The following is a 24,950-nucleotide window of genomic DNA, read 5'->3' as shown; positions in this document are numbered from 1 at the left end:
CGTGCCGTCAGGCCCGGCGCGCGGTGACGAGCAGGTACTCCCAGCGCATCACGCCGCCGTCCAGGTGCCGGGCGGCCAGGTCGGTCAGCGCGCGGTCGAGCCCGGCCGTACGCTCCGGATCGCCCGCGTTCGCGCGGTAGGCCGCCACAGTCGGTCCGTAGTGGGTCGCGAAGAAGTCCCGGAACTGTTCCGGCGTGGCGAACCGGTCCACCACCACGGCGTCGCGCCCCAGCGTCAGCGCGTCGACCCGGTCGCCGAACAACTCCCGGACGTGGTCCTCGTCGCCCCAGAGCGGGGGCGGCTGCGCGCCCGGCGGCGGTGGCGGCGCGTACGGCCGCATGGCCGCGAACAACTGACCCACGAAGCCCTCCGGGGTCCAGTTGACCAGGCCGATCGTCCCGCCCGGCCGGCACACCCGCAGCAACTCGTCGGCGGCGACCCGGTGCCGGGGCGCGAACATCACGCCCACACAGGACAGCACCGCGTCGAACGCGCCGTCGGCGTACGGCAGCGCCTCCGCGTCCGCCTCCTCCCAGGTCAGCGTCACGCCCTCCCGCTCGGCTGCCGCCCGCCCGATCGCCAGCAACTCCGGGGTCAGGTCCCCGGCCACCACCTGCGCGCCGTTCCGGGCCGCCGGAAGAGCCGCGTTGCCGGTCCCGGCCGCCACGTCCAGCACCCGCATGCCCGGTCCCACCCCCGCCGCCCGGACCAGCGTCGCCCCCAACTGCGGGATCACCTGCGCGGCCACTGCGGAGTAGTCGCCCAGCGCCCACATCGCGCGGTGCCGGGCCTTCACCGCCGCGTCCTGTTCCCGTTCCTCGATCATCTGTCGCTCCTCAGCTGTCGTCCCTGCACAGGACGCTAGGCAGCGGACGACACGGCCCCCAGTACGAGATCTGTACCGCTCCCGACAGGCGCCTGGCCGGGCCGCCGGGCCGGGCGTAGCGTGCCCGCCATGGGGGCCTCCTACCACCAGTTCTGCCCCGTGGCGAAGGCCATGGAACTGCTCGACGAGCGGTGGACGCTGCTCGTGGTCCGGGAGCTGGTCAGCGGCTCGGAACGCTTCAACGAGCTGCGCCGGGGCCTGCCCCGGATGTCGCCCACGCTGCTGTCGCGCCGGCTGCACCAGCTCGTCCGCGCCGGGGTGGTGGAACGACGGGTCGACGGCGCCGACGTGCGCTACGTCCCGACCGCCGCCGGGCGGGAGCTGCGGCCCGTGCTGGAGGCGCTCGGCGCCTGGGGCGTGCGCTGGATCGGCGAGCTGGGCGACGCCGACCTGGACCCGAAGCTGCTGCTGTGGGACATGCACCGGCACGTCGACCACGACGCGGTCCCGCCGGGGCGTACCGTCGTGCGGTTCCGCTTCCGGGACGTGCCGGCGGCGAAGCGCGACTGGTGGCTGGTGATCGCCGCGGGCGAAGCCGACGTCTGCGACATCGACCCCGGGCACGACGTGACGGTGACCGTCACCGCGGACCTGCGTGCCCTGGTCCAGGTCTGGATGGGCGACCTGGGGTGGGCGGCGGCGCTGCGCGGCGGCGCGGTGGAGGTGAGCGGGCCGGAGGCGCTGCGGCGTGCCGCGCCCGGCTGGTTCACGCTCTCCCCGTTCGCCGCCGTGCCCCGCCCCTGAGACGGCGCGTGCGGCCGCCCCCGACAGGGACGGCCGCACGACGACGCGAAAAGCAGATCAGTGCACGGTGACGGTGGCGCCGCCCGGCACCAGGTCGCGCAGCTCCTCGGGGATCTCGGCGCCCATCTCGTCGGCGATCCGCAGCGCCTCCTCGATCAGCGTCTCCACGATCTGCGCCTCGGGCACGGTCTTGACGACCTTGCCCTTGACGAAGATCTGGCCCTTGCCGTTGCCCGAGGCAACGCCCAGGTCTGCCTCGCGGGCCTCACCCGGACCGTTCACCACGCAGCCCATGACCGCGACGCGCAGCGGCACCGGCAGCCCCTCCAGACCGGCGGTGACCTCCTCGGCCAGCTTGTAGACGTCGACCTGCGCCCGCCCGCAGGACGGGCAGGAGACGATCTCCAGGCCGCGCTCGCGCAGGCCCAGCGACTCCAGGATCGCGGCGCCGACCTTGATCTCCTCGACCGGCGGGGCGGACAGCGAGACCCGGATGGTGTCGCCGATCCCCTCGGCCAGCAGCGCGCCGAACGCCACCGCCGACTTGATCGTGCCCTGGAACGCCGGGCCGGCCTCGGTGACGCCGAGGTGCAGCGGGTAGTCGCACTTCTCGGCCAGCAGCCGGTACGCGCGGATCATCACCACCGGGTCGTTGTGCTTGACCGAGATCTTGATGTCCCGGAAGCCGTGCTCCTCGAACAGCGAGCACTCCCACAGCGCCGACTCGACCAGCGCCTCGGCGGTGGCCTTGCCGTACTTGGCCAGCAGGCGCTTGTCGAGCGAGCCCGCGTTGACGCCGATCCGGATCGGCACACCCGCGTCGCCGGCGGCCCGCGCGATCTCCTTGACCTTGTCGTCGAACTGCCGGATGTTGCCGGGGTTCACCCGCACCGCGGCGCAGCCGGCGTCGATCGCCGCGAAGACGTACTTCGGCTGGAAGTGGATGTCGGCGATCACCGGGATCTGCGACTTCTTGGCGATCGCGGGCAGCGCCTCCACGTCGTCCTGCGACGGCACGGCGACCCGGACGATCTGGCAGCCGGACGCGGTCAGCTCGGCGATCTGCTGGAGCGTGGCGTTGACGTCGGCGGTGAGGGTGGTGGTCATGGACTGCACCGAGACCGGCGCGCCGCCGCCGACCGGCACCGAACCGACCATGATCTGGCGGCTGGCCCGGCGCGGGGCCAGCGGCGGCGGCGGTACGGGGGGCATACCGAGACTGACAGCGGTCACTTCAGGCACTCACCTTGAGAAGAGCGTGATGGGGTTGATGACATCGGCGGTGACTGTCAGCAGCGTGAACGCGCCACCGATCAGGATCACCGCGTACGTGAACGGCATGAGTTTGAGGTAGTCGACCCGGCCGGGATCCCGGCGGCCGATGCGCGCGTACAGCCAGGAGCGCGCCCGTTCGAACCAGGCGATGGCGATGTGCCCGCCGTCCAGCGGGAGCAACGGCAGCAGGTTGAACACGCCGATGAAGAAGTTCAGCGACACGAAGAGCATGAAGAACACCAGCCAGGCGTTGTTCTCCACGGCCTCGCCGCCGAGCCGGGTGGCGCCGACCACGCTGATCGGGGTGTCCATGTCGCGCTCGCTGCCGGTGATCGCGCTCCACAGCGCGGGCACCTTCTGCGGGATGCGCTGCATGGCGTGCGCGGTCTGCACCGCCATGGTGCCGGTGAAGTCGGCGGTGGCGCCGAACGCGGCGATCGGGCCGTACTCGACCCGCGGCGGGGTGCTCGGCCGCAGGGCGACGCCGAGCGCGGAGACCGACGAGGTGGCGCCCTTCGGGTCGTCCAGCGGCGGGCGCTGCACCGCGGCCAGGTCGACCCGGGCCTCCTGCGGCCGGCCGTCGCGCTCGAAGGTGACGGTGGCCGCGCCGGGCGGGGTGGCCCGGACCACGTCGAGCATGTCGCCCCAGGTGGAGACCGGCCGGCCGTTCACCGCGGTGATCCGGTCGCCGTCCTTGAGCTGGGCCTTCTCGGCCGGGCTGGCCGGGTCGTCGGCCTGGCAGGCGCGGGCCGCGTTCTCCACCACGACGCAGGGGGCCAGCGCGATCACGGCCGGCTCCGCCTTGAAGCCGTCCTCGGTGGAGGGGAACTTCGGGTTCGGCAGGCCGGCGGTGATCGCGATGATCCAGAGCGCGATCAGGGCCAGTGCGAAATGGGTGATCGAGCCGGCGGACATCACGATCGTCCGCTTCCAGACCGGGTAGCGCCACATCGCGCGCTTCTCGTCCCCGGGCTCGACGTCGTCGTCCTGCGGCGTCATGCCGACGATCTTGCAGAACCCGCCGAGCGGAATGCCCTTGATGCCGTACTCGGTCTCGCCCCGCTTGAACGACCACAGCGTCGGGCCGAAGCCGACGAAGTAGCGGGTGACCTTCATCCCGAACGCCTTGGCGGTCAGCATGTGCCCCGCCTCGTGCAGGCTCACCGAGATGAGAATCGCCAGGGCGAACAGCACCACCCCGAGCAGATAGCTCATCGAGCTCCTTCCACCGACCCGACGATGATCTCCTGGGCGTGCGCCCGTGCCCACGACTCGGCGGCGAGCACGTCCTCGACGGTACCTGGTTCGTCGAAATCGGGTGCGTCCTCCAGCACCCGCTGGAGGGTGTCGACGATGCCGAGGAACGGCAGCCGGCCCGCGACGAACGCGGCCACGCACTCCTCGTTCGCCGCGTTGTAGATCGCCGGGCGGCAGTGTCCCGCCTCACCCGCCGCCTTGGCCAGCGCGACCGCCGGGAACGCCGCGTCGTCCAGCGGGAAGAACTCCCAGGTGTGGGCAGTGGTCCAGTCGACCGCAGCGGCCGCCTCGGGCACCCGGTCCGGCCAGCCGATGCCCAGCGCGATGGGCAGCCGCATGTCCGGCGGGCTGGCCTGGGCGAGCGTGGACCCGTCGGTGAACTCGACCATCGAGTGGATCACCGACTGCGGGTGGACCATCACCTCGATGTCGGCGTACGGCACGTCGAACAGCTCGTGCGCCTCGATCACCTCCAGCGCCTTGTTGACCATCGTGGCGGAGTTGATCGTGACGACCGGGCCCATGTTCCAGGTCGGGTGCGCCAGCGCCTGCTCCGGCGTGACGGCGGTCAGCTCGTCGCGCCCCCGCCCCCGGAACGGGCCGCCGCTGGCGGTGACCACCAGCCGCCGCACCTCACCCCGGGCGCCGCCGCGCAGGCACTGCGCCAGCGCGGAGTGCTCGGAATCGACCGGGACGATCTGCCCCGGTCGCGAGACGGCGGCCTTGACCAGCGGGCCGCCGGCGACGAGGGACTCCTTGTTGGCCAGGGCGAGGGTACGCCCGGCGTGCAGCGCGGCCAGCGTCGGCGGCAGGCCCAGCGAGCCGACCACCCCGTTGAGCACCACGTCGCACGGCCACTGCGCCAGCTCGGTCATCGCGTCCGGCCCGGCCACGATCTTGGGCAGTTTGAAGTCGCCGGTGGCCCAGCCGCGCTTGCTCGCCTCGGCGTAGAACGCGAGCTGAAGGTCCTGCGCGGCGGATGCGCGGGCCACGCCGACCGCCTCCACGCCCAGCTCCAGCGCCTGCGAGGCGAGCAACTCCACGTTGCCGCCACCCGCGCCGAGGGCCACCACCCGGAAGCGGTCCGGGTTTCGCTTGACGATGTCGATGGCCTGGGTGCCGATCGAGCCGGTCGAACCGAGCAGCACGAGATCTCGGGGAGTGGTCACCGGACCATTGTTCCCCAGCGCCTCACCCCGGTTCGTCCCGGAGTGCCCGGCGGCATGATCGACTCCACTTCGCCGAGGTGGTGGCATCCCAGGCGCCGCGATGCCACCACTTCGGCGAACCGGTGTCGATCACGCCTCGATCGCCTCCTCGACGCTACGGGGACGCGATCGTCCCGTCTGGCGCGGTGAGGTGCTCCAGGTGCGCCAACGGCAGGTGCGAGGGCTGCCACTCCAGGAACAGCGCGGTGGCGTCGTCGTCGAGCTGGTCCTGCTGGTAGGCGAGGACGGCGCGCACCAGCCGGCGCATCGTCTCGGGGCTGGGCAGCCGCTCGTTGAGGGCACGCTCGACGAAGTCGACGAGCCGGTCCAGCCCGAACCGTTCCCCGTCGTCGCCCCGGGCGTCGGTGATGCCGTCGGTGTACGCGAGGATGCGGTCGCCCGGGTGCAGCGCCTCCTCGTGCGCCCGCGGGCGCCGCATCGACAGGTTGCCCAGCCCGAGCGGCAGCGCGGTCGGTCCGGGCAGTGCCCGGACGGCCTTGCCGTCCCGCAGCAGCATGGCGCCGGGGTGGCCGGCGTTTATGGTCCGCAGCACGCCGGTCCGCCGGTCGAGTTCGGCGAGCAGCGCGGTCGCGAACAGGCCGGGGTGTTCGGAGCGGACCCACCTGTCGATGCTGATCGCCGTGTCGACCAGGTCGAGACCGGTACGCCGGGCGTTGCGGTACGCGCTGACCACGAGCGAGGCCATCGCGCTCGCCTTGATCCCGTGCCCGCAGGTGTCGAAGAGCCCGACGCTGAGCACGTCACCGTTGAGCGCGTAGTCGAAGATGTCCCCGCCGACGTCGTAACACGGTTCGAGGATGGCGGTGATCACCAGCTCGTCCGTTGCGAAGGTCAGCGGCGGCAGCAGCCCCCACACGGTCTCGGCGGCGACCTGCATCGGCAGGCGGCGGCGAATCCGTTCCACGACGTCGCCGTAGAGCCGGCGGTTCACCAGGACCTGAGCGACGGCGACCGCCACCTCCCAGGCCGGCCGGTCCAGCGCGGGGTCGCCGGCGCGCGACGACACGATCTCCAGTGCCCCCAGCCGTTCGCAGCCGAGCAGCAGGGGCACCCAGAGCCGGTCCGGGCGGTCGGGAGCGCGCTGCACCTGGAGGCAGGTGAACGCCCGGCCGGCCAGCGTCGTCTCGATCGTGAGTTCGTCCCGAGGCGCGCCCGCGCCGACCAGGGGTACGAGCGAGGACTGCGTGTAGTCGGCCAGGTAGATCACGATGTCGGTGGCCCCGATGGCGGGCGCGACCCGGTTCACCAGGAGCGACAGGTCGTCCGGGCCGCCCCGGGCGGCGTGGAGGTGCAGCCAACGCGCTGCGTCGCCACCGTCGACCATCAGTGCCTCCCCCGTATCCCCACCACCGTAGGAGGCCGAGGGCGAACTGCCAACGGCACGGCTCAGGCCGGACGTTCCAGGACGAACGTTTCAACCTCGGCACCGCCGTACCAGTCGGTGCGCACGCCCACGTGCGTCATGCCGAGGCGCCGGGCCACCGCCATCGAAGGGTCGTTCCCGGCCATCACCACCGCGTACACCCTCGGGGTGCCGGTGGCGAACTCGCGCTCCAGCACCGCGCGGGCCGCCTCGGTGGCGTAGCCGTTGCCCTGGGCGTCGGGGTGCAGGTGCCAGCCGACCTCGATGTCGTCGGTCAGCGTGACGCCGTCGCGTCCCGGGAGCGGCTTGAGCAGGATGCTCCCGGCCACCGGCCCGCCGGCGCGCGGCTCGATCGCCCACAGGCCCCAGCGGCCGCCGTACGGCGCCCAGCGTTCGTGCCAGGACCGGACCCGCTCGCGCGCCTCGGACGGGTCGGTCATCCGGCCCTTGCCGCCGCCCAGCCAGCGCATCACCTCGTCCCGGGAGTAGATGTCGTAGATCCGGGCCAGGTCGTCCGGGGACTCGGTCCAGTCCCGGAGCACCAGCCGGTCGGTCGTGGCGATCGTCATGCCGCCGGATCGTAATGCGTGGCGCGGGGCCGTACGGGGAACGAGAGGGCGATGGGCGACGGGTGGGATCGGGCGAAGCGGATCACGGCTGCGGCGTTCCGGCCGGTCCGCGGCCGGGATCTCTCCCTGCACGCCGCCGCGATCACGTTCTACGGCGCGATCGCCGTGGTGCCGGTGGCGCTGCTGGCGATCTGGCTGACCGGGCTGCTCGCCGGGGCGGACCGGGTGCGGCGGCTGACCGGGTACGCGATCGAGACGCTGCCCACCGAGATCGGCGCGCACCGGGCGGCGGCCGCGCTGGTCGAGGCCGGGCTGGGGCTGACTCCGCTGCTGGCGCTGGCCTCGCTGCTGCCGGCCTCGCTCTACGGGGAGGGGCTGCGCCGCGCGTTCGTCTCGGTGGCCGAGCCGCGCGCCGAGTCCGGTGCGCTGGTCGGCTGGCGGGGCCGGCTGCTGCTGCTCCCGCTGCTGGCGCCCGCCCCGGCGCTGCTGCTGTCGATCCTGCTGGGGCTGCCGCTGACCACCCGGCTGGTACGCCAGGGCGGCTGGATCGGCGCGCTCGGCGTGGTGCTGTCGTTCCTGGCGGTGTGGCTGGTGCTCACGCCGGTGCTGATCTGGGTGTTCCGGGTGGTCGGCCCGGCCTCCCCGGACTGGCTCGCCACCGTCGTCCTGGGCTCGTTCACGGCGGCGAACCTGTCCGGTTTCCTGCACGGTTTCGTGCTGTTCTGCTCGCTGCCGCTGGACCTGGGCGTGCCGTTCGGCGGCTTCGACGAGATCGGCGGCGGCGTGGCGGTGCTGCTGTGGCTGTACCTGTTCCACGTGATCGTGCTGTCCGGCTATTCCGCGACGCTGGCGGCGAGCCGGTGGCGGGCCACCCGGGAGGCGGCCCGCGCCTGACGGCCGCCGTCAGCGCCGGAACGGGCCGCGCACCTCGTACGTGATGCCGCCGGTGCCGGCCCGGGCGCCGCTGGTGCCGCGCTGGGAGGAGAAGTAGAGGCGGCTGCCGTCCGGCGAGAACGCCGGCCCGGTGATCTCCGACTCGGACTGCCCGAGCAGCCGCAGGAACGGGGTCACCACACCGGCGGGCGTGATCACGTTGATCTCCATGTTGCCGCCGTCCTCGGCCACGTAGAGGTCGCCGCCGGCGGTGCCGGTGATGTTGTCGACGCCGGTCAGCGGCGCGGCGCCGGCCGGCACCAGCGAGTCGTCGTACGCGAGGTCGAGCCGCTGGTTCACCGCGTCGTACGCCCACACCCGGTTGTCGCCCTTGGTGGTGAACCAGCAGGTGTCGTCGGCGTACCAGCAGCCCTCGCCGCCGTTGAACGTCTGCGCGGCACCCACCTGGTGGCGGGTGGGCACCGGGAACCCGTCCCGGTCCGGCAGGTCCCGCCAGGTCACCGGGCCGGTGACCTGGCCGTCCGGGGCGCAGAGCACCTGCACCCGGCCGGTGCGCAGGTCACCCCAGGTGTCCGGCACGAACCGGTAGAAACAGCCGTCCGACTCGTCCTCGGTCAGGTAGACCACCCGCCGCCGGGGGTCGCAGGCCGCCGCCTCGTGCTTGAAGCGGCCCATCCGGGTCCGCTCCTCGCCGGCCCGGCCACCCTCGGGCCAGGTCTCGAAGACCCGGCCCAGCGGCACCTCCTCGCAGGACAGCCACGTCCCCCACGGGGTCGGCCCACCGGCGCAGTTGACGTTCGTGCCGCCGAGGATCCGGTACGCGGCGGCGATCGCGCCGTCGGCGGCGAACCGCACCGCCGACGCGCCGCCGACGAGCGGCACCTCCGAGTTGGAGACGTAGATCCAGCCGTCGCCGGACGGGAAGCAGGCGCCGCCGTCCGGCGCCGGGTGCCAGGTGTACGAGGTGCCGGCGACCCGCTGCCCGGAACGCGCGATCACCCTGCTGGTGAAGCCGGCCGGCAACTGGAGACCGTTGACGTCGGCGGACAGCAGGTCGCCGTACGGGCCGGGGCCGGGCTGGGCGGGCTGGGCCGGTGCGGCCGCGGCGGCCCAGAGACCACCGGCGAAAGCGGCGGCGCCGCCGACGGCTGTGGCACGCAGGACGGTACGACGATCCATCGGGGGTTACCTCCCGGAGGCGGTGGGTGTCCCGTCGACGGTAGGACGGAAATGCATCGACAACTGCCACTATAAGGTGAACGCCCGGTGGCGGCCGTCCGGCGTCAGAGGCCCTCGACGTACCGCTTCGCGTCGGCGAGCGACATGTGCGTGTGCTCGCGTACCACCTTGATCGCCTGGATCTTCTCGCCCCGGTGCAGCAGCCGCGCGGCCTCGGCCCGCACCGCGTCGTCGACGCCCTTTCCGGGCACCGGAGGGCCGGGCGACCAGGACCCGCCGGCCGCCAGCGCGTCCACCGCCTGCTTCGCCTCCAGCAGCGACAGGCCGGTCTGCTCACGCAGCACCTTGACCGCCTCGACCCGGCGCCCCGCGTGGATCAGGCGGAGCACCTCGGCCTGCCCGCCGCCGGCCGGGCGATCCGGGGCGACCAGGTCCCGGGGGCGGTCGCGCCGCAGCACGAGCAGGAGCAGGAACACCACCACGACGAGCGCCACCGCGAGCGCGATCTGGACAGCCGGAGACATGCCGGGAACGGTAGCGCCCCGCTGCGAACCCTCCCGCCCGTGCCCGGCCGCCGCTAGGGTCGCGGCATGAGCGAACGCACCGGGAGCGACGCGAGTGAGCTGCCGTCCCGCGCCGACGTCGTGGTGGTCGGCGCCGGGCACAACGGCCTGGTCTCGGCGATCCTGCTGGCCCGCGCCGGCCTGGACGTGCTGGTGCTGGAGGCGTCCGGGGTGATCGGCGGCGCGACCCGCACCGAGAACCCGTTCCCGAAGGTGCCGGGGCTGCGTCACTCCACCGGGTCGTACCTGCTCGGGCTGATGCCCCCGGAGCTGCTGGCCACGCTCGACGTGACCATCCCGGTACTGCGCCGCGACCCGCACTACTTCCTGCCCACGCCGGGCGGGCTCGGCTCGCCGTACCTGCTGGCGGGCAGCGACGTGGCGGCGAGCCGGCGGCAGCTCGCGGAGATGTTCTCCCCCGCCGACGTGGCAGCCGACGACGCGCTGCACGCCGAGCTGGCCCAGCTGCGGGAGGATCTCGCCCCGGCGTGGCTGGCCGAGCCGCTGCCGGTCGAGGAGACCGCCGAGCGCTACGTGCGGCCCGCGCTGCGGCAGGTCTTCGTCGACCTGGTACGCGGCTCGGTCGCCGACCACCTGGCCCGCTTCGACTTCCGCTCCGAGCTGCTGGTCAGCATGTACGCGGTCACCGACGGCCTGTCCGGGCTCAACGCCGGCCCGGACGACCCCGGCACCGGGCACAACTTCCTGGTGCACAACATGTGCCGGCTGCCCGGCGCGGACGGCACCTGGATGATCACCCGGGGCGGCATGGGCACGGTGTCGCGCACGTTCGCCGAGGCCGCCGTGCGCGCGGGCGCGCGGATCGTGGCCGACGCGCCGGTCACCGCCATCCGGCTGGCCGGGGGCGCCGCCGCCGGAGTGACACTCGCCGACGGGCGGGAGGTGGACGCCCCGGTGGTGCTCGGCGGCTGTGACCCGTACCGGCTGATGGAGCTGCTGCCCGACGGCGCGCTCCCGGCGGAGCTGAGCACGCGGATGGCGGCGGTCCGCCGCCCCGGCACCACGCTCAAGCTCAACCTGGCGCTGACCGGGCTGCCCCGCTTCTCCTGCCTGCCGGCGGACGCGCCGAGCCCGTTCGGGTCGACCATCCACCTGCTGCCCGGCTCGGCCTCGCTCGTCGGCGACGGCGGCGAGTCGCCGATGGCGGCGCTGCGCGGCATGTGGGCGGACGTGCGGGCCGGGCGGCTGCCGGACGAGCCGACCATCGAGTGGTACCTGCACACCACAGTCGACCCGTCGCTGTCCGACGAGGCGGGGCACCACTCGTCGGCGCTGTTCGTCCAGTCGGTCCCCTACGAGCTGGCCGGCACCACCTGGGACGCGGCGCTGCCCGGCTACGTGGAGCGGCTGCTCGCGATCTGCGAACGGTACGCCCCGGGCGCCGGTGACCTGGTCGCGGACGCGGTGCCGCTGCCGCCGCCCGGCATCGAGGCGCACTTCGGCATCACCGGCGGGCACATCCACCACGTCGACAACACGGTGTCGTTCACCGACCGGATGCCGTACGCGACGGGTGTGGACGGCGTGTACGCGGGCAGCGCCGGCTGCCACCCGGCGGGCAGCGTGATCGGCGCGGCCGGCCACAACGCCGCCCGCCGCATCCTCGCCGACATGTAAGGAAGGGCCCCTTATTAACGCCTCCGATAGAGGAAGGGCCCCTTCTTAACAACCGCTCACGGCGTGTCGGGCGCCTCCTGGCCGGCGGGCGGGAGATCGCCCGGACCCCGCACCAGGTAGACGCCGACCAGCAGCAGGTACGCCAGCAGGCTCAGCAGCGGGTCGATGAACACGATGGCGAACGCGACCAGGTAGAGCAGCGGGCCGAGCCGGAACCGGCGGGCCACCGCGCTCGCCAGCCTCGGGTCGAGATCCGCGTGCAGCAGCCCGCTGCGGCGCGCCCACCACCAGCTCAGGTTGAAGAAGAGCGCCTCGCCGAGCACCACGCCCACGTACAGCGCGGCGGTCAGCCGCTGGTCGCGCACGGTGCCGCGCAGGTTGTCCGCGAGCAGGTCGGCGGTGAACGGGATCGCCGCCACGAACATCAGCAGCAGCAGGTTCAGCACCAGCAGCATCTGGTCGACCCGGCGGACGTAGCGCCACATGTTGTGGTGGGTCAGCCAGACCTGGCCGACGATGGCGAAGGTGATCACGTACGCCAGGTAGGCCCGCCACTCCTGCACGAGCACCGCGGCCAGCCCGTCGTCCTGCGGCAGGTCCGGGTCGAACGCCAGCAGCTCGACGGCCATCAGCGTGAGCACGATGGCGATCACCGCGTCGCTGAACGCCTCCACCCGGGAGGCGTCCCGCGCCATCTCGCTGCCGCGCCCGAACCGGTACACCGGTTCCCTGTCCGCACCCGTCACGCCGCCCCCTCACGACCGATGGTCGCGTGCCGGGGGCGGCGTGCGGGGCGAAACCGTCAGACGGCCGGCGTCGAGGTCTCCGCGTCCGCGCGGTGCGCCCGGATCTTGTGCCCGACGCTGGTCAGGCAGCGGCCGCTGGCCAGGTCGAACTTCCAGCCGTGCAGCTGGCAGGTCAGCTGGTCGCCGTCGACGATGCCGAACCGGCTCAGGTCCGCCTTCAGGTGCGGGCAGCGCCGCTGCACCACCCAGCCGTCGAGCGTGATGTCCTCGGCGTCGACGGCCCGCTCGTGCTCGTCGTACCAGCCCTCGGCGTACTGGAGGCGCTCCTCGGAGAGGCACTTGAAGAAGGCGTAGACGAACTCGTTGTACTGACCGATGCGGGCCGCCGAGAAGCGGCACGACAGGAACAGCGAGTTGACCCAGTCGACCTCGCCGATGTGCAGCAGGTGCTCGATCAGCGCCCGCTCGGTACGGAAGCGGTAGCGGACCTTCTCGTCCGCGTACGGCCGGACCTCCTTGCCCGGGAAGTCCACCACGATGGATTCGACCTCGGAGCCGTCGTAGCCGACCAGGTCGAAGCGGACCGGCCCGCCGACGCCCTTGGCCAGGTAGATCGACTCGTCCAGCAGCGGCTCGATCCGGCGCTTCATCTCACCCAGCACGTCGACCTCGGGGTGCCGCCAGGACGCCTTCTCGGCCTCGATGACGCCGCGCTTGCGCTCCCGCATCTCCTCCAGGTGGGCGACCTTGTTCGCGAAGAACTCCTCCACCGGCACCGGGTGCGTGGTGGTCGCGCCCTCGGTGGTGATCTCCGAGACGCTGCCCGGCAGCAGCACGATGCCGTTGGTGCCGCCGACCTTGGCGTACTCGGACAGGAACACCGACTGGTCGGGGAAGATGTTGCCCTCGTCGCCGAAGATGTCGTTGAACTGCCACAGCTCGTCGTCGAGGAAGCACGGCGGGCCGGCGATCGGGAAGACGTGGTCGGCCTTCAGGTCGTCGATGTAGCGCCACGTGCGGTCGAACTGCCGGTCCCGCTTCTGCTTGCCGAACGCGGTCTTCGCCGACTGCGGCAGCTCGTAGACCATCGGATACCAGATCGCGCCGGAGAACTGCAGCATGTGCGCGTGCACGTGGCCCAGCTCGGCGAAGACGCTCAGGTCGGTCGGGCGGGCGTCGTTCTGGTTGAGCAGCCGGACGCCGTCGTACTCGACCCAGAGCGAGGAGTCGCCGATCGGGCCGTCGGTCGGGCTGGTCAGCGCCTGGATCATGATCTTCAGGCCGCCGGGCAACTCCACGACCTGCTCGTTCGGGGCCTTGAGGAACTTGGTGAAGCCCAGCTCCCGGAACTCGTCCTCCATCTCCGAGGTGGGGAACTCGGGGAGCAGGACGGTGGCGTCCTTGGACACGAAGCCGCGCAGGTGCTTGGCGTCGAAGTGGTCCCGGTGCAGGTGCGACACGTACAGGTAGTCGACCTGGCCGAGGGTCTCCCAGTCGAGCAGGGAATTGTCCGGGAAGGGGAACCACGAGGCGAAGTAGGCGGGATTGACCCACGGGTCGCACAGGATGCTGCCCGCGGCCGTGTCGATCCGCATGCTGGCATGGCCCGTACCGGTCACTCGCACCGCAGTCCCCCTCAAAAAGGCATCAGGTGTACGTCAAGACGCTACCGGAGGCAGTGTGCTCGCCGTCCCGCGACGCCGGTAGTGCCCAACCGCCCCGACCCGGACGGGACCTACGGCCCGGGTCATGCGACAACCACGCTGTCGCCCGCCCGGGTCATCAAGCGCACCGGAGGCCGGACCCTGCGCCGGGGCCGGTTGAGGGCGTGCCAGACTGATCGGAGATCCGATCGCGAGGGAAGGACCGACAGTGGCAGGAGACGAGCCGGTAACCGCGCCAGATCAGCACAAGCCCGGGCACCGCAAGTCCGGACGGATCGGCGCGTTGCTGTCGGCGCTGGTCTTGGTTCTGATGGCGCTCTGCGGGATCGAGGAGGGCCGGGTGGAGCACATCTGGCTGTTCGGGATCGCCGGGCTGCTGGTCGCCATCGTCATCGGCGACGCCGTGCTGCGCCGCAACGGCCTGCGGTCCTGACGAGCGGCGCAAACGGTACGCGGAAGGGCCCACCCCTCGCGGGGTGGGCCCTTCGTCGTCGGGTGCGGGTCAGCGGCCGAGCAGGATGTCCTGCACGTCCTTGAGCGCGGCGTCGACCTCGGCCTCGAAGTAGCCGCCGGGCACCAGCCCGAAACGCAGCGTGTCGAGGTCCTTCGGGTTCACCGGCATCGGGTTGCGGCCCTGCATGCCACCGAGCAGCGTGTCGAAGAACCGGTCGACCTGGTCCGGGTCGTACCCGCTGCCGAACCGGCGGACCTGGAAGCTGCGCCGGATCTGGTCGACCCGGTAGAGGTCGCTGCCGGGCGGGCCGGCCATCGGCGGGCCCACCATCGGCGGACCGGCGACCGGCGGGGTCACCAGCGGCGGGCCGGTCATCGAAGGGCCGGGGCCGTAACCCTGGTCCGGCGGCCCGTAACCGGGCTCCGGCGCGCCGTAGCCCTGCTGCGGCAGCGCGGGCGGGCCACCCGGGCCACGACCACGCAGCTCACGCTCGGGCATGCGGATCTCGGCGGTCATGTCGGCACGCCCGCGCCGGCCGGCCTCGAAGCCGTCGAAGCGCTCCTCCTGGCCGTACCCGCCGGGGCCGCTGTCCTGGCCGTACCCGCCGCTGTCCTGGCCGTAGCCGCCCGGACCGGTGTCCTGGCCGTACCCGCCGGGGCCGCTGTCCTGGCCGTAGCCGCCGGGGCCGGGCGGCAGGCCACGCGGCGGTGGGCCGCCGTGCCCGATCGGCGCGCCCGGGCCCATCGGGCCGGGGCCGCCCGGGCCACGCGGGCCGTCGTAGCCACCGCGCGGGCCGTCGTACCCGCCGGCGAACGCGCCGGTCGGCTCGTCGTAGCGGCTGCCGTAGCGGTCGGCGGGCGGGCCGGGCTGGGCCGGCATCTGCCGGGGCGGCATCGGCGGCTGCGGCACCGGCGACATGCCCCTGTCGTCGCGCATCGGCGGGCCGAGCCGGTCGGGAATCCGGGGGTCGCCACCGCGCCCGGCGGGGGCGCCACCGCGCTCCTCCAGCTCGGCGAGCTGCCGCTCGACCCGGTCGAGGTGCAGGTCCACCTGCCACTCGTCGTAGCCGTTGAAGCGGACCCGGAAGACGACGTCGTGGACCTCCTGGGAGGCCACGGGCGCGCCGACCGGCTGACCGGCGAGTGTCGCCTCGACCCGGTCCAGGAAGGCGTCGACCTCGTCGACCTTGTATCCCCGGCGGAGCGCCTTACGCCGGAAACGCTGACCCTGACTCGCCACTATGTCTCCTGGTCTCGTACCGCTACGCCGTTGCCGCGCGTGAGTCGCCGTCCGTGTCCCCGGCGGCGGCGAGCTGGCCACACGCCCCGTCGATCTCGCGTCCCCGGGTGTCCCGCACGGTGGTCGACACCCCGGCGTCGCGCAACCGCCGGACGAACTCCCGCTCGACCGGCTTCGGGCTGGCGTCCCAGCGGCTGCCCGGAGTCGGGTTGAGCGGGATCAGGTTCACGTGGGCCAGCTTGCCGGCCAACAGCCGCCCGAGCAGATCTGCTCTCCACGGCTGGTCGTTCACGTCCTTGATCATCGCGTATTCGATGGACACGCGACGCCCCGTCGTGGCCGCGTAGTCCCACGCCGCGTCCAGCACCTCGGACACCTTCCAGCGCTGGTTGACCGGGACGAGTTCGTCGCGCAGCTCATCATCGGGGGCATGCAGCGACAACGCAAGGGTCACGGAGAGGTCTTCGCTGGCCAGTCGCCGGATCGCCGGGACCAGCCCGACCGTGGAGACGGTGATGTGCCGCTGCGACAGGCCCAGGCCCTCCGGCGCCGGAGCGACCAGCCGGCGGATCGCCGCCACCACCCGCGAGTAGTTGGCCAGCGGCTCGCCCATGCCCATGAACACCACGTGCGACAGCCGCGGCGGCGAGCCGGACACCGCGCCGGAGGCGGCCACCCCGGCCAGGTAGACCGCCTGGTCGACGATCTCGGCGGTGGACAGGTTGCGGGTCAGCCCGGCCTGGCCGGTCGCGCAGAACGGGCAGGCCATGCCGCAGCCGGCCTGGCTGGAGATGCAGACGGTCACCCGGTCCGGGTAGCCCATCAGCACGCTCTCCACGAGCGAGCCGTCGTGCAGCCGCCAGAGCGCCTTACGGGTCGCGCCGTCGTCGCAGGCCAGCTCGCGTACCGGGGTGAGCAGGGTGGGCAGCAGCTCACCCGCCAGCCGCTCCCGGGTCGCCGCCGGCAGGTCGGTCATCCGCTCCGGGTCGCGCACCAGGCGGCCGAAGTAGTGGTTGGAGACCTGCTTGGCGCGGAACGCCGGCTCGCCCAGCTCGGTGACGAGCGCCTGCCGGCCGGGCAGGTCCAGGTCGGCGAGGTGGCGCGGAGGCATCGAGGGTCGGCGGCCGCGGGCGTCGGGGTCTACGGAGATCAGCGGGAGACTCGTCATGGCGCGTCCAGTCTGACACGCTCCCGCCCGGACGCACCCGTCCGTACGTGTCGAATCGCCCCCGGCCGCCCGGCCCGCCGCGGGTCCCCGCCGTGACGCATACCTCAGCTCACCACCGGGACGAACACGGCGAGCAGAAGGTAGGCCACCGGCACCGCGAACAGGATCGAGTCGAGCCGGTCCATCAGACCGCCGTGCCCGGGCAGCAGGTTGCTCATGTCCTTGACGCCGAGATCCCGCTTGATCATCGACTCGGCGAGGTCGCCGAGCACCGCGGAGACCGAGATCGCCATCCCGAACAGCGCGCCCCACCAGGGCGCCACGTCGAACAACACCCACAGCAGCACCGCGCTGCCCGCCGCCGCGGCGGTCACCGAGCCGGCGAAGCCCTCCCAGGACTTCTTCGGGCTGATCGTGGGCGCCATCGGGTGCTTGCCGAACGACACGCCGGCCGCGTACCCGCCGGTGTCGGAGAGCACCACCGCGACGAGCGTCACCAGCACCCGCAGGTGCCCGTCGCCCGGCGCCGCCGCGAGCATGGCCGCGAACCCGGCGAGGAACGGCACGTACACCGCGATCAGGGTGGCCGCGGTGAGGTCGCGCTGGTAGTTGCCCGGCCCGTCGCCCAGCCGCCAGATCATCGTGCCCAGCACCGTGACCAGCAGGCCGAGGCAGAGCGCGTCCGGGCCGGCGAACCAGGCCAGGCCCACCGTGATCACGCCACCGGCGACCAGCGGCGCCAGCGGCGGGTGGGCGCCGCTGCGGCGTACCGCCCGGGCCATCTCCCAGATGCCGATCCCGACCGCGGTCGCCAGCACGGCCAGGAACGCCGGCATGAAGAAGAACAGCGGCACCACCACCGCGGCGCCGAGGACCACCCCGACGCCGATCGCGGCCGGCAGGTTGCGCCCCGCCCGGGACGTCGTCGGCGTGGTGGTCGGCGGACGCTCGGCGCTCGCCCGCCGTCGCCCCCGACCCCGGCGACCGGGCGGCGGCTCGGGCTCGGGCTCGTCGCGTACCGCCGGGATCTGGTCGGTGGGCTCGTCGCGCACCGGCGCGATCTGCGCGGTCGGGTACTCGTCGTCGCGGGCCGGCTCACCCCACGGGCCGCGGTGCTCCGGCCCGTCGGGCCGGCCGCGGTCGCCGGCCGGCGGTCCGTCGTACCGGCCCGGTCCGTCGTGGCGCCGACCGCTGTTCGGGTACGGCCCGGCGTACGTGTCCGGGCCGGCATAGGTGTCCGGGGCGGCGTACGTGTCCGGGGCGGCGTACGTGTCCGGGGCGGCGCCGGGGCGGGCGTAGCCGCCCGGCTCGGTCGGGTGGGTGGGCGCCGCCGGAGCGGGCCGCCAGGGGCCCGGCTCCAGATCGGTGTCCGGCCAGGGCAGAGCGGGGGCCGGACGGTCCCAGCCACGCGGCTCGGTGCTGCCGTAGGGGTCGGGGTGGGACATCACGCACCGGCAGCCGGTACGAGAGCCACCACATGACGCAAGACCAAAACCATCCCCTACCGGCGTGAGACTTCTGTTGACCGACCGACGGCCGGGCGACCCCCGCCGTTCACCCCGTGGTGGCCGGGAATCGTGCCGAGCCTACTGCACCCGCCGGAGCCCCGAGGGTCTGCGCCGCCGGGCACGACGACGGCACCGGGCCGCCGCCCGTGCGGGCGACGGCGGCGGTGCCGTGCGGGGTACGCGCGCGCTCAGACCTCGAGCAGCTCGTTCTCCTTGTGCTTGACCAGCTCGTCGACGGTAGCGACGAAACGCTGGGTCAGATCGTCCAGCTCCTTCTCCGCGCGCCGACCCTCGTCCTCGCCAACCTCGCCGTCCTTGACCAGGCGGTCCAGCTCCTCCTTGGCCTTGCGGCGGATGTTGCGGACGGCGACCTTGGCCTCCTCGCCCTTCTGCCGGGCGACCTTGATCATCTCCCGGCGCCGCTCCTCGGTCATCTGCGGCAGGACGATGCGGAGCTGGTTGCCCTCGTTGTTCGGGTTGGCCCCGAGGTCCGAGTCGCGGATCGCCTTCTCCATGGCGCCCAGCTGCGAGTTGTCGTACGGCTTGATGATCACCATGCGGGGCTCGGGCACCGCGATGGAGGCCATCTGCGGCAGCGGGGTCGGGCTGCCGTAGTAGTCGATGACGATCCGGGAGAACATGGCGGCGTTGGCGCGACCGGTACGGATCCCGCCGAACTCCTCCTTGGCGTGCTCGATGGCACGCTCCATCTTCTCCTCCGCCTCGAGGAGGGTGTCGTCGATCACCGGTCTCCTCGCCTCCTTCTGTCGCTCGTCGTGGGTAGTGCGGGTGCCGCCGTGGCAGAGGGACCGCTTGTCGATCCGGCGGGCCGGTCAGGCGGTGATCAGGGTGCCGATCTTCTCACCGGCGACGGCCCGGACGATGGTGTCGTCGCCCTGGGCGCCGAAGACCAGCATCGGCAGGCCGTTCTCCATGCAGAGGCTGAACGCGGCGGCGTCGGCCACCCGCAGGTTACGGCGCAGCACCTCGGAGAAAGTGATCGAGTCGAGCTTGCTCGCGGTCGGGTCGATCCGGGGGTCGGCGGTGTACACCGCGTCCACGCCGTTCTTGCTCATCAGCACCACGTCCGCGCGGATCTCCAGCGCCCGCTGGGCGGCCACCGTGTCGGTGGAGAAGTACGGCATGCCGGCGCCCGCGCCGAAGATGACCACGCGGCCCTTCTCCAGGTGCCGGATCGCCCGCAGCGGGATGTACGGCTCGGCGACCTGGGCCATGGTGATCGCGGTCTGCACCCGGGTCTCGATGCCCTCCTTCTCCAGGAAGTCCTGGAGGGCCAGGCAGTTCATGACCGTGCCGAGCATGCCCATGTAGTCCGCGCGGGCCCGGTCCATGCCCCGCTTCTGCAGCTCGGCGCCGCGGAAGAAGTTGCCGCCGCCGACCACCACGGAGACCTGCACACCACGGCGTACGACGGTGGCGATCTGCCGGGCGATGCCCTGCACGACGTCGGGGTCGACACCGATCGCGCCGCCGCCGAAGACCTCACCGGAGAGCTTCAGCACCACCCGGCGGGACCGACCGGGAGGAGGCGCGGTCGGATCCTCCATCGCCAGGCTCCGGTCACTCACAACCTGCGTCATCCGCCCCGCCCCTTCTCCCCGCGCATAGCGCGGGCGTCGCGTACGTGCCCTTGCCGACCCTATGTGACGAGGAGGCCGCGGTGCCTGTCGCGTACACCGGCGGCCTCCTCGTCGACGTTCTCCCCTGTGCCCGGGCCCGGAAGGCCCGGCGCGGCGGCTCAGGCCTGGCCGACCTCGAACCGCAGGAAGCGGGTCACCTCGATGCCGGCGTCGGCCAGCACCTGCTTGACGGTCTTCTTGTTGTCGGCGACCGACGCCTGCTCCAGCAGGACGAAGTCCTTGAAGAAGGCGTTCACCCGGCCCTCGACGATCTTCGGCAGCGCCGCCTCGGGCTTGTTCTCCTCGCGGGCGGTCTGCTCGGCGATGCGCCGCTCCGACTCGACGGTCTCGGCCGGCACCTCGTCGCGGGTGAGGTACTTCGGCCGCATCGCGGCGATCTGCATGGCCACGGCGCGCGCGTCGGCGTCCGCCGCCTCGTCGTTCTTGCCGGTGAACTCCACGAGCACGCCGACCGCCGGGGGCAGGTCCTGGCTCTTGCGGTGCAGGTAGACCGCGGTGGTGCCGTCCAGCTTGGCGAAGCGGTTGAGCACCAGCTTCTCGCCGATCTTGGCGGACTGCTCCTGGATCAGGTCGGCCACGCTCTTGCCGTCGATGCTGCTGGCGAGCAGCTCCTCGGCGTTGGTGGCGCCGCTGGCCACGCCGTGCTCGACGAGCTGCTGGGCCAGCGCGATGAAGGCGTCGTTCTTGGCGACGAAGTCCGTCTCGCAGTTGAGCTCGAGCAGCGCCTGGCCGGAGTGGGCGACGAGCCCGTTGGCGGCGGTGCGGCCGGCCCGCTTGCCGACGTCCTTGGCGCCCTTGACGCGCAGGATCTCGACGGCCTTGTCGAAGTCGCCCTCGGCCTCCGTCAGCGCCTTCTTGGAGTCCATCATGCCGGCGCCGGTGAGGTCGCGGAGCTTCTTGACGTCCGCGGCGGTGAAGTTGGACATGACTCTCTCTTCGGTGTCAGTGAGGTGGTCTGGGGTGCTGGTTACCCGGTTCCGGGCCGGTGCTGCCGCCCGGCGTACCCGTCGCGCCCCACCGCCGGGAATCGCCGACGGTGGGGACGCGACGGCGAGATCACTCGGCGGCGGCGGTCGCCGGCTGCTCGGCAGCGGCGGCGGCGGGCTGCTCGTCGGCCTTCTTCGGCTCCTCGAGCAGCTCACGCTCCCACTCGGCCAGCGGCTCGTCGGCGGCGACCTGGCCGGCCTCGGGCTTCTCGTCCGCGCCCCGGTTACGGCCGGAGCGGGCGATCAGACCGTCGGCGACGGCGGCGGCGACGACCTTGGTCAGCAGCTCGGCCGAGCGGATGGCGTCGTCGTTGCCCGGGATCGGGAAGTCGACCTCGTCCGGGTCGCAGTTGGTGTCGAGCACGGCGATCACCGGGATGCCCAGCTTGCGGGCCTCGTCGACGGCGATGTGCTCCTTCTTGGTGTCGACGATCCAGACCGCGGCCGGGAGCTTCTGCATGTCCCGCAGACCACCGAGGGTCTTGGTGAGCTTGATCTTCTCGCGGGAGAGCTGGAGCGTCTCCTTCTTGGTGTAACCGGCGGCGGTGCCGCTCAGGTCACCAAGGGCCTCCAGCTCCTTCATCCGCTGCAGCCGCTTGTACACGGTCTGGAAGTTGGTCAGCATGCCACCGAGCCAGCGGTGGTTGACGTACGGCTGGCCGACCCGGGTCGCCTGCTCGGCGATGGCCTCCTGGGCCTGCTTCTTGGTGCCGACGAACAGGATACTGCCGCCACCGGCGACGGTGGTGCGGACGAACTCGTACGCCTTCTCGATGTAGTCGAGCGTCTGGCGCAGGTCGATGATGTAGATACCGTTGCGCTCGGTGAAGATGAAGCGCTTCATCTTCGGGTTCCAGCGCCGGGTCTGGTGCCCGAAGTGCACACCGCTTTCCAGCAGCTGACGCATGGTCACGACGGCCATGGTGGGTTACTCCTACATTGTCCCTGGTTGTCCGTCCGGCCGGCGGCCGGACGCCTGGCGCCCGGTCGGCGGCCGGGGTGGGCCCGGGTGAAGAACCGGGACCAGGGAGGCCGTCGCCCCACGGAGGAGACCGTGGAGAGGGCACGCGAGGTCGACCGCACGAGGCGGTCGCCAGTCGACCAGTGTACGCGCCCTGTCCGCCGCACGGCCTGCGGGTGCGGGAGGCGGCCTTGCTCAAACCTTGATCGACTCCGGTACGGCGAAGTGGCGGTGTCAACCTGCCTGTGACACCGCCACTTCGGGGTGGATGGGCGTTTCCCCGCTCAGCCCGCCGCGAGGGCTGCGGCGAGGAAGAGGACCAGCCCGACCGTCAGGTACGCCGTCGGCGGGCGCAGCCAGCCCCGGCTGCCGTCGGCCAGCGCCAGCCCGCCGGTGCGCAGCCCGTACAGGCCGGTGCCGAAGATCGGCAGCCCGACGGTCAGGAACATGCCCACCACCACGTGCGACGTCGACACCGGGTCGCCGAACAGGCCGTGCAGCAACACCCGTACCGCCGGCACCTCCAGCACCAGCACCATCACCGCCAGCAGCACCGCGAGCGCCGGACGCCGGGTCCGGTAGACGCCGTCACCGGGCGGCGGACCGTCCGGCCGGGGCATGAGTGCCGGCATCGGGCCGGTCGGCATCTCCAGCGGATTCGGGGTCGCCGCCGGCTCGGCCGGACCGGCCGGGCGCTCACCGATCCGCAGCGGAGTCGCCTCGCCGGGGTTGAGCCGCGCCGCGGCCGACGGGTCCGTCCCACCGGTCACCGGCGGCTCGGCCGACCGGACGGTGTCCACGATCGGGTAGCCGCCGAGCGGCCCCGGACCGGCCTGGCCGGCAGCGCCGCCGAGGGCCAGCGCGTTGCCGCCACCGCGCGGATCGGCGTTGTGAGCGGCCAGGCCGTACGGGTCGCCGCCGGTACGGGACGCGCCGTCGGAGGCCGGGGTGCCGAGCGGGCTCGCCGGCGCCGCGCTCAGCGGGTTGCCGTGCGCGGCGGTGCCGAGCGCGTCCACACCACTGCGGGACACCGCGGCGAGCGAATCGTCCGCGGACTCGCGGGCCGCCCGCCGCCCGGCACGTGACCCGGGCAGCTCACCGGAGACCTCCGGGTCGTCCGGCCGCTGCGACCGCCAACTGCTCGTGTCGTCCACCAGCGGGTCGGCGGCGGAGTACCGGCCCGGCTCGGCGTACCGGCTCTCACCGGCCCGCTGCTCCGGCGTGCGGTAGTCGTCGTCGCGGTAGCGGGGCTCACCCGCTGCGCGCCAGTCCGACTCGTATCCGCGGTCGCCCCATCGCGACCCCTGCTCATCCTCGGGATAGCTCCGTCGTCCGTCCACGACCGGCACGGTATGCGACCGGCTCCAGCCGCGCCATTCGGGTCCGGGGGCCGTCGACGCAGGTCAGCGCGACGCGGCGGAGATCTCTAGTCGACTCCTCACGTCCGGCCGAATCATTTACGTGCGGACGACCGGCTTGAGTGCATCCGTGCTGCAGTGAGTCAGAGCGTGTAGCTAGCAGATGACCTCTCGCAGACACCACCCCACGCAACAGCGCGTCACGGATGTCCAAAGCGAACCAACTCAAGACCTTTCTGAGCTGTCTCATCGGAAGCAGGTCTCGATCTTCGCCTAGGACTACTCGGCACTCCACAGCTGAAACACCGGCGTTCTGGTCGCACGCCCGAGCACGTCACGCAAGCCCAAATTCCGAAGGCTCTTCGGACGCTTTCCGGCGATAGGTGTCTAAGATCAAGGAGCTCTCGTTGATTAGGGAGTCAAATGCCTCTTCCTTGCGCTCGTCGTAGCTAGATTCGCCATAACTCCTGACCAAGTCAGCTAGCAAGTCCGCAATCTCAATTAGGCTCAAGTACCGGAAACCCTCAATTGCCCGTTCGAACTCATCCCGCTCGATGACTTCCATCGCAAAGCCGAAGCCGCCACCCATAATCGCGTTGAAGACGCGATGAACATGGGCAAGCTTAGCCACTCCGGGCGGAGCATCGGCCGGAACGATGCCTTCCACTCCATAGTCGACTGCCTGGTTTTATACGCTGTCCATAGATCTCACCACTCTACACATTCCCCACTAGACCCGACCTCCCATGCGTCCTGAGCGTGTTGTTTACGTTCCTGAAGGAACATATTATCAGGGTTATTGATCCACTCCTGCGGGAAGTTGGATCTCCTTACTCCTTGCTTGCCCTGGCTTTGCTCGACGACGTGCTCCCAGTTCAATTTTGGTCCGCCTGGCGTCGCGTAGTCCCTGGCCGGACCGTGCACCTGCAGCCAGCCACCAGCTTTGTCATAGCTGGAGTATCCATTAGCAGAGTCCGGCGTCCATGAATTCCCGCCACCGCCGACTGGACACGCCTCGCCACCGGAAACGCCAAGCTCGATAAATCCGGGGTCGTTGTTGTGAACGAGTACCGGCTCAGTACCGGCGATCACATAGTACGTGTGGACGCGACCGGCAACTACGCTACGTCATACCAGGCTCCACCTGCGGCTTCAGAAGGGTTCGCCATCTTGAAAACCACGATCATCGATCGTGACAGCAACGGTGACAGCAACCCCCACACACGTGCACGAACAGAGACGGACTGCTGGACACGAGTGAACCGGCGGAGCGCGCTCATGCGCCCGAAGCAGATCAGCAGCGGCCGGCGCCGCGAGGGCACGAGGCCCCCCTCCGGCCTCAAGGGCGCTACCGCGTCGCGACAGCGACCGCCCTACGGGCGTCCCTTGACCCCGGAGACCACTACGGCCCTGCAGACGCCGACACCACACGGACAGACGCCTACGGCGCCCACCCCAGCCACGCCGCCGACCACCGCCAGGACAGCGGCACAGCAACGGGTGCTCGAGGGGTTAGCCTCGGTCTTTCGCTAATTGTTGATCAAGGCTTGTCGGCGTCCTGTTGATCTTCTCGGGATGGCCCGTGGTGGTGTGGGCATGGTGGTGGCC

The 24,950-nt window shown here is 71.9% G+C and carries 24 protein-coding genes; 4 read left to right on the top strand and 20 right to left on the bottom strand.

Translation table 11 applies throughout. The features are described 5' to 3' along the window. Positions 1–7: 7 nt before the first annotated feature. Entirely contained in the window at positions 8–826 is an 819-nt protein-coding gene (locus A8711_RS22360) for a class I SAM-dependent methyltransferase (RefSeq protein ID WP_069089233.1), read from the bottom strand. 129 nt (positions 827–955) lie between these two features. Between A8711_RS22360 and A8711_RS22355 the strand changes: the two genes are divergently transcribed. Beyond that, positions 956–1,630, top strand: a complete 675-nt coding sequence (locus tag A8711_RS22355; RefSeq protein ID WP_069089253.1) for a helix-turn-helix domain-containing protein — start codon at positions 956–958, stop codon at positions 1,628–1,630. Between the two features lie 57 nt (positions 1,631–1,687). On the opposite strand, the gene ispG is transcribed toward A8711_RS22355, so the two are convergent. The 5 genes from ispG to A8711_RS22330 form a co-directional block, all read right to left on the bottom strand. Further along, entirely contained in the window at positions 1,688–2,863 is a 1,176-nt protein-coding gene (ispG, locus tag A8711_RS22350) for a flavodoxin-dependent (E)-4-hydroxy-3-methylbut-2-enyl-diphosphate synthase (RefSeq protein WP_030504228.1), read from the bottom strand. 9 nt (positions 2,864–2,872) lie between these two features. Continuing rightward, positions 2,873–4,120 carry an RIP metalloprotease gene (locus A8711_RS22345; protein ID WP_043325866.1) on the bottom strand — a complete coding sequence of 416 codons (1,248 nt, stop codon included), beginning with the start codon at positions 4,118–4,120 and terminating at the stop codon, positions 2,873–2,875. Continuing rightward, on the bottom strand, positions 4,117–5,331 hold the full coding sequence (gene dxr, locus A8711_RS22340; RefSeq protein ID WP_069089232.1) for a 1-deoxy-D-xylulose-5-phosphate reductoisomerase: 1,215 nt from the start codon (positions 5,329–5,331) through the stop codon (positions 4,117–4,119). The genes A8711_RS22345 and dxr overlap by 4 nt, the downstream gene beginning before the upstream one ends. A 154-nt stretch (positions 5,332–5,485) precedes the next feature. Further along, positions 5,486–6,715: a PP2C family protein-serine/threonine phosphatase gene (locus tag A8711_RS22335; RefSeq protein WP_051611199.1), complete on the bottom strand. Its 1,230-nt coding sequence runs from the start codon at positions 6,713–6,715 to the stop codon at positions 5,486–5,488. Positions 6,716–6,777: 62 nt separating this feature from the next. After that, positions 6,778–7,323 (bottom strand): GNAT family N-acetyltransferase, encoded by a 546-nt coding sequence (locus A8711_RS22330; protein ID WP_043325869.1) that lies wholly within the window; start codon positions 7,321–7,323, stop codon positions 6,778–6,780. Between the two features lie 51 nt (positions 7,324–7,374). On the opposite strand from A8711_RS22330, the gene A8711_RS22325 reads away from it, so the two are divergent. Then, positions 7,375–8,217, top strand: a complete 843-nt coding sequence (locus A8711_RS22325; protein WP_069089231.1) for a YhjD/YihY/BrkB family envelope integrity protein — start codon at positions 7,375–7,377, stop codon at positions 8,215–8,217. A gap of 9 nt (positions 8,218–8,226) precedes the next feature. Here the strand turns inward: A8711_RS22325 and A8711_RS22320 are convergent, their stop codons facing one another. Next, positions 8,227–9,396, bottom strand: a complete 1,170-nt coding sequence (locus A8711_RS22320; protein ID WP_043325872.1) for an alkaline phosphatase PhoX — start codon at positions 9,394–9,396, stop codon at positions 8,227–8,229. 104 nt (positions 9,397–9,500) lie between these two features. Further along, on the bottom strand, positions 9,501–9,920 hold the full coding sequence (locus tag A8711_RS22315; protein WP_064447060.1) for a hypothetical protein: 420 nt from the start codon (positions 9,918–9,920) through the stop codon (positions 9,501–9,503). A gap of 66 nt (positions 9,921–9,986) precedes the next feature. On the opposite strand from A8711_RS22315, the gene A8711_RS22310 reads away from it, so the two are divergent. After that, the gene (locus A8711_RS22310; RefSeq protein WP_069089230.1) at positions 9,987–11,597 is read left to right on the top strand and encodes an NAD(P)/FAD-dependent oxidoreductase; all 1,611 of its coding nucleotides are present in this window, start codon (positions 9,987–9,989) and stop codon (positions 11,595–11,597) included. A gap of 56 nt (positions 11,598–11,653) precedes the next feature. Here the strand turns inward: A8711_RS22310 and A8711_RS22305 are convergent, their stop codons facing one another. Next, a complete protein-coding gene (locus tag A8711_RS22305; RefSeq protein ID WP_069089252.1) occupies positions 11,654–12,292 on the bottom strand; it encodes a TMEM175 family protein in 639 nt (212 codons plus the stop codon). 107 nt (positions 12,293–12,399) lie between these two features. Continuing rightward, positions 12,400–13,968 (bottom strand): Rieske 2Fe-2S domain-containing protein, encoded by a 1,569-nt coding sequence (locus tag A8711_RS22300; RefSeq protein WP_069089229.1) that lies wholly within the window; start codon positions 13,966–13,968, stop codon positions 12,400–12,402. A 247-nt stretch (positions 13,969–14,215) separates the two neighbouring features. On the opposite strand from A8711_RS22300, the gene A8711_RS31660 reads away from it, so the two are divergent. After that, complete coding sequence (locus tag A8711_RS31660) at positions 14,216–14,440, top strand: hypothetical protein (RefSeq protein ID WP_082931019.1); 225 nt, start codon at positions 14,216–14,218, stop codon at positions 14,438–14,440. Between the two features lie 69 nt (positions 14,441–14,509). Here the strand turns inward: A8711_RS31660 and A8711_RS22295 are convergent, their stop codons facing one another. From A8711_RS22295 to A8711_RS32130, 10 genes are all read right to left on the bottom strand, one after another. Continuing rightward, entirely contained in the window at positions 14,510–15,700 is a 1,191-nt protein-coding gene (locus A8711_RS22295; RefSeq protein ID WP_069089228.1) for a DivIVA domain-containing protein, read from the bottom strand. A 22-nt stretch (positions 15,701–15,722) separates the two neighbouring features. Next, complete coding sequence (gene rlmN / locus A8711_RS22290) at positions 15,723–16,868, bottom strand: 23S rRNA (adenine(2503)-C(2))-methyltransferase RlmN (RefSeq protein ID WP_043325883.1); 1,146 nt, start codon at positions 16,866–16,868, stop codon at positions 15,723–15,725. A 104-nt stretch (positions 16,869–16,972) separates the two neighbouring features. Then, positions 16,973–18,313 carry a phosphatidate cytidylyltransferase gene (locus A8711_RS22285; RefSeq protein ID WP_069089227.1) on the bottom strand — a complete coding sequence of 447 codons (1,341 nt, stop codon included), beginning with the start codon at positions 18,311–18,313 and terminating at the stop codon, positions 16,973–16,975. 251 nt (positions 18,314–18,564) lie between these two features. Beyond that, a complete protein-coding gene (gene frr, locus A8711_RS22280; RefSeq protein ID WP_043325889.1) occupies positions 18,565–19,122 on the bottom strand; it encodes a ribosome recycling factor in 558 nt (185 codons plus the stop codon). An 87-nt stretch (positions 19,123–19,209) separates the two neighbouring features. Continuing rightward, on the bottom strand, positions 19,210–19,977 hold the full coding sequence (pyrH, locus tag A8711_RS22275; RefSeq protein WP_043325891.1) for a UMP kinase: 768 nt from the start codon (positions 19,975–19,977) through the stop codon (positions 19,210–19,212). Positions 19,978–20,135: 158 nt separating this feature from the next. Beyond that, positions 20,136–20,963: a translation elongation factor Ts gene (gene tsf, locus A8711_RS22270; protein ID WP_064447054.1), complete on the bottom strand. Its 828-nt coding sequence runs from the start codon at positions 20,961–20,963 to the stop codon at positions 20,136–20,138. A 130-nt stretch (positions 20,964–21,093) separates the two neighbouring features. After that, positions 21,094–21,945: a 30S ribosomal protein S2 gene (gene rpsB, locus A8711_RS22265; protein WP_043325892.1), complete on the bottom strand. Its 852-nt coding sequence runs from the start codon at positions 21,943–21,945 to the stop codon at positions 21,094–21,096. Between the two features lie 323 nt (positions 21,946–22,268). Beyond that, positions 22,269–23,333 (bottom strand): hypothetical protein, encoded by a 1,065-nt coding sequence (locus tag A8711_RS22260; RefSeq protein ID WP_069089226.1) that lies wholly within the window; start codon positions 23,331–23,333, stop codon positions 22,269–22,271. A 343-nt stretch (positions 23,334–23,676) separates the two neighbouring features. Next, on the bottom strand, positions 23,677–24,009 hold the full coding sequence (locus A8711_RS22255; protein WP_124778968.1) for a hypothetical protein: 333 nt from the start codon (positions 24,007–24,009) through the stop codon (positions 23,677–23,679). 41 nt (positions 24,010–24,050) lie between these two features. Beyond that, positions 24,051–24,434, bottom strand: a complete 384-nt coding sequence (locus A8711_RS32130) for a hypothetical protein (RefSeq protein ID WP_124778967.1) — start codon at positions 24,432–24,434, stop codon at positions 24,051–24,053. Positions 24,435–24,950 lie beyond the last annotated feature (516 nt).

The organism is Micromonospora sp. II, from assembly GCF_001709195.1.
GTDB classification, from domain to species: domain Bacteria; phylum Actinomycetota; class Actinomycetes; order Mycobacteriales; family Micromonosporaceae; genus Micromonospora; species Micromonospora chalcea.
The sequence above is the reverse complement of the archived record's forward strand: the minus strand, read 5'-3'. Positions and strand labels throughout refer to the sequence as shown.